This window comes from Pseudomonas fluorescens (assembly GCF_902497855.1).
GTDB classification, from domain to species: Bacteria; Pseudomonadota; Gammaproteobacteria; order Pseudomonadales; family Pseudomonadaceae; genus Aquipseudomonas; species Aquipseudomonas fluorescens_BI.
The window spans coordinates 1-12495 of record NZ_CABVHU010000021.1; the positions used below are offsets into that span (position 1 = coordinate 1).

General features: G+C 52.1%; 14 protein-coding genes and 1 pseudogene. 3 read left to right on the forward strand and 12 right to left on the reverse strand.

The window, feature by feature from the left end:
• A partial coding sequence (locus F8N96_RS29800) for a transposase domain-containing protein (RefSeq protein WP_150799222.1) occupies positions 1-97 on the forward strand: 97 nt, incomplete at its 5' end.
• Positions 98-134: 37 nt separating this feature from the next.
• Positions 135-347: pseudogene (locus tag F8N96_RS35550) on the forward strand (hypothetical protein); the annotation flags it as partial.
• A gap of 41 nt (positions 348-388) precedes the next feature.
• On the opposite strand, the gene F8N96_RS29810 reads toward F8N96_RS35550, so the two are convergent.
• From F8N96_RS29810 to F8N96_RS35555, 12 genes are all read right to left on the reverse strand, one after another.
• A complete protein-coding gene (locus F8N96_RS29810) occupies positions 389-1435 on the reverse strand; it encodes a hypothetical protein (RefSeq protein ID WP_150800844.1) in 1047 nt (348 codons plus the stop codon).
• On the reverse strand, positions 1435-2967 hold the full coding sequence (locus tag F8N96_RS29815) for a MotA/TolQ/ExbB proton channel family protein (RefSeq protein ID WP_150800845.1): 1533 nt from the start codon (positions 2965-2967) through the stop codon (positions 1435-1437). The genes F8N96_RS29810 and F8N96_RS29815 overlap by 1 nt, the downstream gene beginning before the upstream one ends.
• Complete coding sequence (locus tag F8N96_RS29820; RefSeq protein ID WP_150800846.1) at positions 2968-3780, reverse strand: hypothetical protein; 813 nt, start codon at positions 3778-3780, stop codon at positions 2968-2970. It abuts the gene before it with no gap.
• Positions 3781-3789: 9 nt separating this feature from the next.
• Positions 3790-5241 carry a hypothetical protein gene (locus F8N96_RS29825; protein ID WP_150800847.1) on the reverse strand — a complete coding sequence of 484 codons (1452 nt, stop codon included), beginning with the start codon at positions 5239-5241 and terminating at the stop codon, positions 3790-3792.
• Positions 5242-5807: 566 nt separating this feature from the next.
• Positions 5808-6524, reverse strand: coding sequence for a hypothetical protein (locus F8N96_RS29830; RefSeq protein WP_150800848.1), 717 nt, complete (start codon positions 6522-6524; stop codon positions 5808-5810).
• A gap of 212 nt (positions 6525-6736) precedes the next feature.
• Positions 6737-7015, reverse strand: coding sequence for a hypothetical protein (locus F8N96_RS29835; protein ID WP_150800849.1), 279 nt, complete (start codon positions 7013-7015; stop codon positions 6737-6739).
• 215 nt (positions 7016-7230) lie between these two features.
• Complete coding sequence (locus tag F8N96_RS29840; protein WP_150800850.1) at positions 7231-8052, reverse strand: ubiquinol-cytochrome C chaperone family protein; 822 nt, start codon at positions 8050-8052, stop codon at positions 7231-7233.
• Complete coding sequence (locus tag F8N96_RS29845) at positions 8049-8654, reverse strand: helix-turn-helix domain-containing protein (protein ID WP_150800851.1); 606 nt, start codon at positions 8652-8654, stop codon at positions 8049-8051. The genes F8N96_RS29840 and F8N96_RS29845 overlap by 4 nt, the downstream gene beginning before the upstream one ends.
• Positions 8655-9047: 393 nt before the next feature.
• The gene (gene umuC, locus F8N96_RS29850) at positions 9048-10328 is read right to left on the reverse strand and encodes a translesion error-prone DNA polymerase V subunit UmuC (protein ID WP_150800852.1); all 1281 of its coding nucleotides are present in this window, start codon (positions 10326-10328) and stop codon (positions 9048-9050) included.
• Positions 10315-10743: a LexA family protein gene (locus F8N96_RS29855; protein WP_150800853.1), complete on the reverse strand. Its 429-nt coding sequence runs from the start codon at positions 10741-10743 to the stop codon at positions 10315-10317. The genes umuC and F8N96_RS29855 overlap by 14 nt, the downstream gene beginning before the upstream one ends.
• Positions 10744-11008: 265 nt before the next feature.
• Positions 11009-11380 carry a DUF6957 family protein gene (locus F8N96_RS29860; protein ID WP_224794141.1) on the reverse strand — a complete coding sequence of 124 codons (372 nt, stop codon included), beginning with the start codon at positions 11378-11380 and terminating at the stop codon, positions 11009-11011.
• 111 nt (positions 11381-11491) lie between these two features.
• Entirely contained in the window at positions 11492-11680 is a 189-nt protein-coding gene (locus F8N96_RS35555) for a hypothetical protein (RefSeq protein WP_224794142.1), read from the reverse strand.
• 282 nt (positions 11681-11962) lie between these two features.
• On the opposite strand from F8N96_RS35555, the gene F8N96_RS35810 reads away from it, so the two are divergent.
• Entirely contained in the window at positions 11963-12478 is a 516-nt protein-coding gene (locus F8N96_RS35810; RefSeq protein ID WP_318187391.1) for a hypothetical protein, read from the forward strand.
• Positions 12479-12495: the final 17 nt, after the last annotated feature.

Below are 12495 nucleotides of genomic sequence, written 5' to 3' on the forward strand. Positions count from 1 at the left end.
TCCGTATGCTTACTTGAAGGATGTTCTTACACGCCTGCCGACGCAGCGTGCGAGTGAGATAACCGAGCTGTTGCCGCACAGGTGGGCGCCCGTTTAATCACACAAGGTGTGTTGGGCGGACGCTTACTCTTGAGGTAAAGGCAGCGAAAGCCTCTGGCGATGATGGACAGTTGTCGGGGGCAAGGGCGAAGGTTCAGAAGACCAAAGTAGCGCTCGGAGAGCGTGGGCCGGTTTGGTGGAACGATGGCAGTCCAGACGTCAACAGGCATAAGGTGGCCAATACACCTTATGCAGAGTGGTACCGCTCACTAGGTGTCGAGGCCACCAAAGCTTCAGCGCCGAAATGAACCTGGACGTTTTTATATCTCGCTTAAGCGAGGTGCAGCTTTTACCAGCGCTTAGTTTCTATTTTATAAAAGTTAGATTCGACCTGTATCCGGCGTTTGTCCGATAATGGCGCGCTCTGGATCTGGCCGGTCAGACGGACAAAATACCGACACTCGTTCTTTTCAGCTAGTGCCTTTATGGCCTTGGTTGCGCGCAAAAAATCATCATATCCGCGAGTTTTGTTAGCCATCAGATCTGCGAAGCCAGGCAAAGCTTGTGCGTCTGCTTGACGCGAAGGAGGCCAAGCTGGTTCGAACGTCAGCAGATCATCCTTCGTGAAAACGTTGAGGAACATCTCTGGCTTACCAGCACCGTCAGCCCAGCATGGAGGAAAGTCTCCACCCTTTCCTCGATTGAGCTTGTTCTGGAGAAACTGTACCTGCCCTTTGAGATCGCTGTTGGTTTTCTGCAAGGATAACGGGTTCAGGCCAAGTTTATCGGTATCTGCGTAGGCCCGAGCATCCTTAGCAAGTTGTTGAATCTGATCTGCGGTTGGATCACCTTCCGTTTTGAGGACACCCTTGACTAATTGCTCCGTCGCCTTGAGCTCCGCAATACGCTTCACGACCTCAGAGGGCTGAACATCCTTATCTGGGTCAGCAATCAGCTTCTTGAGTTGATCATAGGACATAAGGGTTTCAAGAATCAGGCGCTTTGCGTCCTTTCCTTTGTCCTCACCACTGGCCTGCTCAAGAGCCTTATCGATAGCGGCAAGTGAGGCCATCTGTTCGTCCTTTTGCGTTAGCAGAACTTTCAGACGGTCTGACTCTTCGCGAGCCTTTGATGCGTCCACAAGCTTGCTGATAATGTCATCAGGATTTTGATGACCCATTTGAGCCAGCTTGGCTCTGAGATCGTCTCTGGCTCGGCTGAGCTCCTGCTCCCGATCATCAAGGTTTTGATAGCTAGAAACTTTTTTTTCTAGCTCTTTTTTGTCGCTAGTCAGCTTCCAGACCTGCCAGCCGGTGAGCAACAGTAGAATAAACGCCAGCACCATCCAGATTTCAGTAATCGACAGATTGAATACCTGATCGTTTTTCTGGCTCATTAAACTGGTCTCACGTCAGACGCCGCCTGATCGACAATCGAAATTACCATGGGCTCTACCGATGCATTCATCATCAGCTCATTGACTGCTGGTCGACGGATTTCTATCTGGTTGATGTGATCAATTTTGCCGAGCAGTTCATCAAGTTGAGCATGAGCCGCCTCGATGGTTCGATTGCCGTGCACTAGCTGCGCAGCGAGCCCTTTGTGAGTTTCGTTGCTGTCGGCAACTACTTGGATCAGAGGCAATAGGGTCGACTTAATTGACTCGGAGAATGCCTCATTGGCCCGCACGGTGGTTTGACCTATGGCATGGAAGGCTTCGTCGATGTCTTGGCTGAGGCTCGCCGCCGTATCGTCTCCATCAATCTTTTCATTCAGCGCTTGCAAACGGTCGACCACTTGACCGATGACTTCTCGGTTTGATTCCAGCTCCTTATGGAAATCCTTCTGGTAATCATCCAGCGAATTAAGAAACTCTTTCTGAACGCGATCAATCCCTTCCACCAGGATATTGCCCTGACTGTTCATGGCATCCATCAGGCGCTGCTGGCTTTCGACGATGCCACTAACTGCATTCAGGGTTTCGTCCAATGCCTCCGTCTTCGTGTTCAGGCCGCGAATGGCAGTCCCCACCGAACGAGCTGCAGTCTTCACGTCGTCTGCGAGTGTGGAGATGCTCGTATTAACCCCTTCGGTCGTTTCGGCCAGAGTATCAATGGACGGTCTGAGCTTGTTAGCGAAGAGATCATCCGGGAAGAGGGTCTGCTCCAGGCGCCTTTGGGCTAGATTGCCAAAGTCCAGTGCGTGCGACTCCATACGCTCAAGGGTTTGCTCACTTTTCTCTGCCAGGCCATTTATGGTCACCAGCAAATCATCGCTGGCGGCTTTGGCGTCCTTAAGCATGGCGTCAAATGCATCATTGCTACGCTGGGTAGCATTAGCAAAATACGCATCCATGGCATTCATGCTGTGCTTGATGAGCTCTTCGATCTGCTCTTTAGCGGCTGCCGAGGTTTCCTTGGTCGTCCCTACCACCTCATCACGGAACATCTCCAGCTTCGAGTACGTATCGTCGAACATGAGTACGAGGCGTTCCGATGCGCTGATGGCGCGCTCCTCAACCGCTGTTACCGCGTCTTCTTGATCGGGTCTAAAGCCCACAAGATAGGTACGCGCCACCATGCCGATAGCGGTGCTGACCATCGCTGCAGAAAAGCGGCCCGCCATATTAGAAAGGTTGTCGCCAATGCTCTGAATATCTGCAAGACAGACGATGATGCTGCCGACAGTGAACAGGAATCCGAGGTAGTAAGCAGAGTCTGCAAATTTAGCGATGGTGAGCCTGATGTCATAGCGCTCCCGAACGCGATAGCCAATCAAGCAGTAAGCAACCATCACCGCGACAGGTATCCAAAAGCCAGACCAGACAGCGTCGCTCAGTTTGTAGCTGACGAACGCACTGACGACTTTCACCACGAGGGCGATGATGAACCAGGTTCTGACTTGGTGAACTGCATGCTGCCCTTTCATCTACAGGCCCTCCATGGGGTTCACATGATCCAGTGATGCCTTGTTTGCAGAGAAGTATTGAGCCCAGAACTCTGCCCTCTTTGCGTAGGGGGTAACAGTCGGTTCTGTGGCCATCATATTGATGGTCACGGAAGCACCCTCAAGATCTGGAGCGATAGATTTTTGGCCGTACTCAGTTTTCGAGAAATCTTTGAAATTCAGTTGGGTGTTTTTATACATTGAGAATTCACTCGTATTGGCAGCCATATCCGAATAGATGATCAGGCGCTTCTCGCCATCGGCGTGTTTATGATTGAACCCACGCATACTGGCCAGCTGCAGCATCTCGAAAATTGGCGAGGTCTTAGCGCGGACGTCCAATGGAATCTTTCGCACAACTTCTGCCAATGGCGTGGCAAATTTTTCTTTGAAATCTTTCTCTACAAATTTCTGAGTGCTCCTGTACTTGTTCTTGTCACTCCATTGGCCCGGATTGCACTTTTCGAACATCGGCTCGCTGTTATGCTTGAAATCCTCACCAAGCAGGAAAACCGTTACCATCGCGCCTTCGGGCACTTCCCGCATTACCATGGTCTGCAGTCGATGGGTCAGCGCAGCCTTCTGCGTAAAGGGGAAAGGTGACGTGTTGTCGATGAGCACCACGTATTCACCCTTGGGGCCGCTAGACGGACACATGGTCACCTTGTCGGGCTTGTCTTGAGTCAGCTCAACGTATCCCACGTAGCCGACTACGCCAACGATGACCAAGAGCACAAAGATCGCCATAACGCCTACGACGGGTGAAGACTTTTTCCGTTTTTTGTACAGAGACATGGCTAGCCTTTAGATCTGGCCTTGCAAGGGCTGGAGTTGATCAAATTTTTGGATGAAAGCGGACTGCACCTTCGCTCGGGTTGGCTCCAGAATGGAGAGCATCTCCTGCAATAGCTCTCCCTGGACGGCCAGCCGTGCCTCATCCTTTTCAATCCCGAAATCGGGAAACGGTTCGAGATCTAGCACGATCTCATTGTTGAAGTAGTCCGGGCGAGGCTTGTCTGCTGGCCTAACCATCTGGTTTTCGTAGCGGTAAGCCTGAGTGAGTGCTCGTATCGTGTTTTCTGCAAGAACTAGGTGTTGGGTGACCTTTTTCTTAGCAACGCCCTTTTCGCCCATGCTGGAGCGAAATTTGTTTATGGCATCCTTGGCCGTTTTTACGTTTGCTTCAATTTCGTCGAGGGTTTCCTCCTTGATACCCTCTAGCTCAACCTGCAGCTCTTGAATGAGGCCGAGCAGATCCTGAAATTTATCAAAGTGTTTCTTGTATATCTTGGTGTAGCCGGGGTACGGATCCGACCATTTGTACCCATCAACCAAAGCAATAAGGCCGAAAAGAACGGTGAACAGGAAAAGTGCGATGCTCTCAAGGCTGTCAAAGGGATTGGTTAACGTAGAGATGCTCTGCCAGATCAGGTGCATGTTGCCAACGGTTTCGTCTTGAATTTGGGGCATCACAAACCGGCAATACGCTACAAGACCGCCAACCGCGCACGTCCATAAAATTGCCACCAGAAGAAGGACATAACCGGCTAGCCTTCTGATGGGCCGAACGTGATTGATGTTGGTAGTCAGCCGGCCAATGAAGAAAGCTCCGAGGATGTTGATGACGGCAAGACAGAACGCCATCACCACGCCTGCTAACAATCCTCCTACCATACCGCTGGCAAAGAAATTGGCATTGATCACAGACTCGACCAAGCAGCAGCCCGCCAGAATCGCCACCTTCACCGCATAGCCAGTCCACTCGACCATCTTCGGGGCCGCTTCAGAGCGCCGGTTTTCGGCTCGGAAAGCGTCCAGCTCGGTCTTGGTCGCTTTGGCGTTGCGAAGCAGATCCTGAAGTTCTCCGTCACGTTTGGAGAGAACAGAGTCGGCCTTTCTCTCGAACTCTTCGCCAAGTTGAATCGTGCGGTTACGCTGCTGCGTGAGGTCAATGGAATCCAGACGCTGCTGAATGACCTTTAGCCAACCTTCACCACTTTTGTACGTGGCTGCGCGAAGGCTGCCTACAGTGCCCATAATCTGGTGCTCTGTTTCAGTAAGGCGCGTATCACGAGCATCTGGAACACCCACAGCGCCCTGTGCACGAGCCTGCTCCACAATTCTGAGCTCGGCCTTGATCTTGTCCGGATCAATTACCGGAAAATATCCTTCCGCCGCCTGTATCGGCTGGCTCGAGAAAAGCATCTTGATGTTTGAGAAAAAGCTTCTGAGAAATGACATCAATTTAAAATCCATAAGCCATTCTTTATTGACGAATACCATCGTTGTATTGCCACCGTCGCTTACTCTAGACGTCCTAGGCTAAACAGCGAGGTAAGCGGCGTTCTGGAAGGGATATCATCCGTTAGAGGATAGGTGATGGCAAGGAGCCATGCCTCGAAGCGAAACAGTTACCTATATCGTGATTTTGGCAAGCTTGACATGAGCTGTATCGGCCATAGACGGTTGATCTTGAGCTCGGAACGAGGGAGGTATTGGCCACGGCTGTATTGGTTGACCGGCCATGAACGCGCTTGCACTGGTAGCCACTCCTTCGACCCAGAACGCCGAACCCAAAAAAAATTGCCTAAAGATCTGTCAGCCGCTGTGCGCCGCTCAGTACAGCGGAAGTTTTCGGATACGCCTCGTCCACAATGCTCTTTGCAGCGAGGGTCGACTCTACCGGCTCACTAGACAGGGATGCGGATACGTTTTCGCGGCGAGCGAATCCGCACTGGTGAATCCGCATGTCCCACGGATCATCAAGGATTTCGGCCCTGTCCTACCTTCGGACGAGTACGGTTTTAGCGATCCCTTTGTTCTCAAGAACGGCTTTGATAACTGCCTGACAGAAGCTTAGGATTGAAAATAATGACGGGCTTAGACCAAAGGTCAGTCGACGACCTCATCCTGGCCACCTCTTCTTTTGCTTCTTGATTTGGGTTGTCCACCAGCTCCATAAGCTGGGTATTAGTAGCCTGAAGTGCCTCATGCCTGGTCGCCAAATCCTGAAGAGCACCCTTCAGCCATTCGACCTCACGCCCGAGCTCACTGACTTCCTCCTGGTGGCCGATAGCATTGAATCGAGCTGTCTCTAGCTTCCTCTCTATTTCATGCGTGGTTTTCTGGCTTTCTTGGAGTTCTTTTTCAGTTCTCTTGAGACGTACGGTGGCCAGCGACATACTCAAAGTCAAATCGTCGATGAGATCAGCCCCATGCTTGATCGCGTCATCTTTGGCTGCGACTACTTTTTTCAATTCCTTGATGCGTTTGTTCTTTTTGACGTCCGATTTTTTTAGCAGAACCGCTAGACGCTCTCCTTCCTCGGCATAGATGGAATTTATCAAGGCTTGGAGCTTTCCGGGTTTGAACTCAACAAATGTCGTTTTGTTGGTATAGCCCGGCAGCAAAACTGTCGATATTGAATGATAAAAGCCAAGGTCTATGGCATACGGAACAGATCTGGGGCACTTCTGCGCTCCGTCCTCGAATTCCTGCCTTAGAATTCGATTGATGGTGATGCTTTTATCTTTTGCCATTATGCCAATTCTCCAAATGACGGAAAAAATTATTAATTTTGGTAAGGTTCGGAGCGTGAGCAGCTTGTGCGCCCGCCAACTACGCTCCGACGATTACTTCCAATGCTCGCATAGCGCGGCTGCTTGAGCACCTGCGCATACTCAGTGCACTTGCTTTATGATTTCCTGATGTAACTCACCGTCAATTAGACATAAAATGTTTTTTATAATCATCAGCCGTGCCTTACCCACTTCCAAACACGATTGATGTAAACCACGAAATCCCAGGCCAGCACAGCCCCCAACACAATTCCGGCCAGCCCAAATCTAAACGTTGTTTGATGCCAGCTGTATACTCGGTCAAAAAGCAGGCGCTTGATTCCTGCAAAACCAAAACCATTGTGACCTGTCCCGTAAGTGCCCAGGTAAGCGATCAAACAAAGTACACAGGACAGGCACAAAAAAACAAATCCCAACCTGTTGATCGGCGTTTTAAATTTCTTTAGTTCCACGGGTAAATTTCCTTCTTGCCAGCGTACATCCCAACACCACCAAAACAACTGGAGCAGGTAAAAAGGCTTGACCTTCGTGGGGTTTAGGAGCGCGACATCAGGCTGCCGATCCAAACCCAGCCGAAACCCAGCACGTTATTTCCGCCATCCCGCCAATCGGAGCTGCCGCATATTGGAGACGCGTTTGGACGCCCCTCCTCACAGCGATATCGCCCTTAAGCTGCGGCTGGCGTTCCACACTCGGAACAGAACCGAGCCGACTGAGCGATGGGGTGCTGGCACTCGGAACAAACAGTCATGCTGCGAACCATGATCGCTTTCTGCCGCATGTAGGCCAGTTGCACAACGCATGGGACGGTGACCCGGTACGCCGGGCTAGCCAGGTCTGCTGCTGTCCAAAGCGCAGTGATCGCCCAGCCGATAGGCCCGATTGCTACACTTATAGTGCGCATCATCTGACCAGTAGCGGCGAAGGTGAGACCTTTGCCGATTAGCGCTTTGGCGATAGCGTTCGCAACGATTGCTGCTAGCTTGTAGGTTGCGAAGCCGCCCGCCTTTGCCGCGCAAATGGCCGCTATCGCTGCAGCGGGCCCAGCAGTGGAAAAACTCAATACACCAAGTTCCTCCAGGATAACTCTGCGCTCTTCCTCCGACATTTCTTCAAAGGCTCGGGTCAGGATTTTACCGAGGATCTCTTGCTCGATCACGCTGATGGAGTCATTACCGAAATTGACTTTCAAATGCTCGGCCACGTCCCTTACGATCTCATCGTAAGGCACGCCGTCCTTGCGAAAGAGGTTCAACAAGGAATTGCCACCGAAGAGCCTAATCTCCTTGGCAATCACTTCAAGATCCCCGAGGAAGTAACGGCCAGCGTCACGAGCCGCAATCAGTTGCTTGCAAGCATCGCCATCCAAGGCCAGACGCCCTTCTCCGTTATCGGTTAGGTAGTTGACTAGGGCACTGATGTCCTCCACGTCCGATACGGATAACAGAGCTAGGATGCTAGTGGTCGAGATCACGTCTTCCAGTTTCATGAATGATTCCCTTGATCAATAATTCGAGCGCCCATGACGATGCAGAGCGGCAAGAGGTGGGTGTAGATGCCTTGTTCGAAATCCGGATGCATCGGCATGGCGGCAGTTGCTAGAATTCCTTGCCGCATTTTCTTGCTGAGCGTCGAATCGTTGAAGTTGCTCACCCCAATGTACTTGGCCATCCGCATCACCGTGGCTGCCCGAGTTAGAGGTCTGTTGTTCTGCTCCTTCCCCAGCTCGGCAATCATCGTGCTGATCGATTCATTATTCTTCACATGCCCCACTTCAAGGAGGGCACGCGCCAACTGCAACCAATCCTCTTCGCTCATGAGGAGCAGTGCCGGCGAAATGTTGAGCGCAGAGGCGAGGCGACACAGTGTTTCAAGGTCGGGGTTCGCTTCGGCGTGCTGGGTGAGGTACTTGCTGATGGTGGATCGCGCGATCCCTGAATTCTGAGACAGATGCTGCTGAGTGAGCTTTTTGGGGTCACCACTCTCGGTAGTACCGGAAACCTGCATGGCTCTAAGCAGGTTTGCACTAAAGCCGAGCCGGGTTTTCTTGAGAATCTCGCTTCCTGGAACGATGGAGTCGCTGGATATCATAAGGCCACTTCCGTTTGGATGGCACAATGATATCTTCAGTTTTAGCGGAGTCTAGAGGGAAATGTCCTCTTGCACAGACATTCCATTGTCGAATGAAAAAATGTAGTGGTGAGAGGGCGATTAGGCGTTGGTAGAAGCACCTAGGTGTCCACCATGCAAGTCGTCCTTAGCTCTGTGCAACACGAGGACAGGTACTTCCAAGCCAAGAGCTTTCGCCGGTTGTGTTCTCCACTGTTGAAAAATACGCGGGCGGTATGGCAAGGAAAAAAAGCTGCGACTAGGAGGACGGCACACCGTTTTCCGTTGAAGTTTTATCCAGCTTCCCAGTTGCCATGTGAAGGACTGGCACGTACCTTTGTTTTGGCCCGAGACAGTGCTAGAGACGCCCACGCTTCACTTGCAGTACACCGTCCAAAGCTGATCAACTCGCGTCGTGAAGCTCTGGCTCATCATCTCCCGGCGCATTCCCCAATCAGGATTGGTTGGCACGCTCGCCAAGCGCAGTGTCCCCCTACCCCATCGCTCATTGATGGAATCCAACACACTCATGACCTTTTCAGTGGCGACCGGTTGTGAGATGGAAAAGAGATCATCGGTGTACTCGCCTTTCTGACAAAGGCTGACCAATAGCACCTCGGCTTTGCTGTACTTGAATCCAGTACGGTAGATCCGATCCACTGCGTCCACCGCCGCCTTTGTCATCAACCGAACGTCGTCAGTCGGATAAGGCAGCTCTACCAAAACCCCATTCGCATATTTTGTTTCCTCGGGGTTAAACATGCCGGTACGAATGCTGATCCTGATCTTCTTGCACAATGACTGCTGCGCGCGGAGCTTTTCGGTAGCTCGCATAATGTACGTGGCCACGGCCTCCTTGATTGGTGCAATCTCTGTGAGACGCTTTCCGAACATCCGGCTGCAGCAAATTTCCTGCTTAGGCGGATCAGGTTCATCGAGCTCAAGGCATGGTGTGCCGGCTAACTCACGCGCTGTTTTCTCGATCACCACACTGAATTTCTTGCGAAGTGTCCAAGGGTCGGTTTTGGAGAGATCCCAAGCTGTCTTGATGCCCATGCCTTCGAGGTGAAGAGTCATCTTGCGTCCGACGCCCCAGACGTCTGAGACCGAGCATTTCTTCAGCACCCAATCACGCTTGATTTGATTACGCAGATCAACGACACCTCCAGTCTGCGCCTGCCATTTTTTGGCCGAATGATTCGCGAGTTTGCTCAAAGTTTTGGTAGCGGCGATTCCTACACCTACCGGGATGCCCGTGCTCCGATAAACCTGGGCACGGATCCGCCGTCCAAGCGCTTCAAGATCACCAGGCACCCCAGCCAAATCAGCGAAGGCTTCATCAATGCTGTAGACCTCAACCGCAGGTACGAGGGACTCGATCACGCTCATCACGCGCTGGCTCATGTCACCATACAACGCATAGTTCGACGAGAACGCGACGATGCCGTGCCGCTTGAGTTTGTGCTTGATCTGAAAATACGGCTCACCCATTTTCACGAATGGCTTGGAGCACGCAGATCGGGCGATAACGCACCCGTCGTTGTTGCTCAGCACTACGATTGGCGTGTTACGGAGATCAGGTCGAAATACACGCTCGCAGGAGGCGTAAAACGAATTGCAATCGATCAGCGCAAAGACGGGGTCAGGCTTTTTCATGGCTGCGCACGCTGTAAATCACGACGCCCCAGACCAGCAGCTCTTCTCCATCCATCATGTAACGGGAGGGATATTTTGAGTTCTCGGATTTCAAGATGATCTGCCCGCACTCCTTAACCAGCCGCTTACAGACGGGCTCGCAATCTACAGCCGCGATGACGATATGCCCAGACTCGGCCTCGATAGACCTGTCCACAATGGCTAGGTCACCCGGAAAAATTCCGGCACCGATCATGCTGTCACCTTCGATACGCACAAGGTACATATGGGGTGCTCGCAGATCCAAAAGCTCATCCAACGAAACCTTCTGCTCGAGATGGTCTGCTGCTGGCGACGGAAAACCTGCTGGAACGCGGTAGGAATAGAACGGGAGCTGAACGCCGCTGATGGATAGCGGCCCTAGGATGGTGACCATAATACAAATCGCCGAATACTGTATGTTCGTACAGTAAACCGCTGAAATGGGTTTGCGGTCAAATCAGGAGTCATTGCAGTCGACAAGGGGTCGATAACCGCCTCTAAGCAAGCCATGATTAAATACCGGGACGGTGCTCCAGTAGCTCCTGCGGAGCCCCAAGGGAATTGGCTCAAGCCGCAGCGGGAACTTAGAGAGCGAGCCATCACAATCAGCGCGTCACCGCTCACCCGGCGGACATCGAAAAGGCAGCAGCTACACTGGCCTATTTTCTCAGTCCTGACCCTAAGAGCAAGTAGACGGTGTCCTTGGTTTCAAAAAAGCAGCCTTCCGTGAATGATTTTCCAAAGTTGCTGCGTGCCCACATGGTCGGCTCGAAACGGCCAAAAAGTGTCGCAGGAAGCAGTCCGAGCTTCGTCAATTTTTCGTTCTCCTCAGGCGTCACGATGAGGTCGATCAAAATCCACTGCCGAACTATGCAGAATGGTTTGCCTGGGAACGACCTTCCTGCCAAAGAGATCAGGTCTTCTTGCGAGCCACTCCAACTAGGAATTTCTTCTCCCGCGCCGTAAAAGAGTTGCGAGATTTCATCCAACGTCACTATTAAAAATCCTTCACGTTCATTGAGCGCGGCCATCTACCAACCTGGTCGAGCCGATACTTGCTTGATTGAAGCGCTCCCTCCATGGCTGCGGATAGTCTGCTCCAAAATGATGTCGATGCCGGAGTGGTGATGCTGCACCGTGACTCAATCTCGAACCTTGTTGAGCTCAAGTGCCTTGTCAGTATGAGCGGAATCTTTTCGCCCTCGTAGATCAAGGTCACCAAGGATGGATAAGGCATCGAAAGCCTTCGGATCGCCTGGAGATATGTTCGCAAGCATCCACAAAGCCTTTCGCCTCTTTGCTTCCAGCTCGCGGAGTTCATCGTCGGGCATTGGAGTTACCTCTTGCTTGAGCGAGGTGGTGCTAATGGCGTGCCGCCTGCGGCGTCAGACTGCTGTGAATCGAGCCCCGCCAAGGCGTGTCTCGCCCCTGCGGGCTCGCATCCTTCACGCCTGCGCGCTCCGCTTGCTTGGTGTTTGTGCCTCTGTGAAGCATAGATCGTGACGCATCCTGTCCTCAGGATTCGCAGCTCAGCATCATTATCCAAAGCGTTCTGTTATCGTTCTAAAAGTAATTTAGTCGCTCTTAGTCATCAGCCTTCTGGGGAGCCGCGAATGGACACAACTCGACGTGTACCAGGCTGGGCCTACCAAAAGGTTCGCGATCCCGAGCGCCTGCTCATTGAAGAGCGCGCCGAAGCTCTATCCGCTGCCGGCTACCCGCTGCCAGATGATGACCCGACTATGTACGCTGAGCAAAGGCTGAAAGAGGCCAGAGCGTCAGCTCGTTCATCCCAGGTAGGTAGCTTTAGCGAAAACACTGCGGCTGAGCTCTCCGCAAGAGAGGTATCCCAGGTTCTGAGGGAGGCGATTTTCGGTCGAAGCGTCATGAGTAAGGTGGGTCATGAATCGTGGGACAAGATTTATGCCGGCCACTTCCAGATCAATGTAGACGGTTGGGAGATATCGATTTACAACGACTGCGATCAGCTCGACTACTGTGAGCAAGGCGTAAGTCCGGAAGGCCGGCGCTGGTCGTTTGACTCGGGGAATCGATTTGGCACAGATCCAATTGCGCTGCTGAGCACTTGGGAACATCAGGCACTCGAACAACTGTTGAAAACCTTGTAGGTTGTTTTGGTATTTCA

Coding starts and splice junctions, on each gene's coding strand:
- F8N96_RS29825 (WP_150800847.1), bottom strand. CDS start 5,241: ATGGATTTTAAATTGATGTCATTTCTCAGAAGCTTTTTCTCAAACATC.
- umuC (WP_150800852.1), bottom strand. CDS start 10,328: ATGAAAAAGCCTGACCCCGTCTTTGCGCTGATCGATTGCAATTCGTTT.
- F8N96_RS29820 (WP_150800846.1), bottom strand. CDS start 3,780: ATGTCTCTGTACAAAAAACGGAAAAAGTCTTCACCCGTCGTAGGCGTT.
- F8N96_RS29860 (WP_224794141.1), bottom strand. CDS start 11,380: ATGGCCGCGCTCAATGAACGTGAAGGATTTTTAATAGTGACGTTGGAT.
- F8N96_RS35810 (WP_318187391.1), top strand. CDS start 11,963: ATGGACACAACTCGACGTGTACCAGGCTGGGCCTACCAAAAGGTTCGC.
- F8N96_RS29845 (WP_150800851.1), bottom strand. CDS start 8,654: ATGATATCCAGCGACTCCATCGTTCCAGGAAGCGAGATTCTCAAGAAA.
- F8N96_RS29855 (WP_150800853.1), bottom strand. CDS start 10,743: ATGGTCACCATCCTAGGGCCGCTATCCATCAGCGGCGTTCAGCTCCCG.
- F8N96_RS35555 (WP_224794142.1), bottom strand. CDS start 11,680: ATGCCCGACGATGAACTCCGCGAGCTGGAAGCAAAGAGGCGAAAGGCT.
- F8N96_RS29810 (WP_150800844.1), bottom strand. CDS start 1,435: ATGAGCCAGAAAAACGATCAGGTATTCAATCTGTCGATTACTGAAATC.
- F8N96_RS29830 (WP_150800848.1), bottom strand. CDS start 6,524: ATGGCAAAAGATAAAAGCATCACCATCAATCGAATTCTAAGGCAGGAA.
- F8N96_RS29840 (WP_150800850.1), bottom strand. CDS start 8,052: ATGAAACTGGAAGACGTGATCTCGACCACTAGCATCCTAGCTCTGTTA.
- F8N96_RS29815 (WP_150800845.1), bottom strand. CDS start 2,967: ATGAAAGGGCAGCATGCAGTTCACCAAGTCAGAACCTGGTTCATCATC.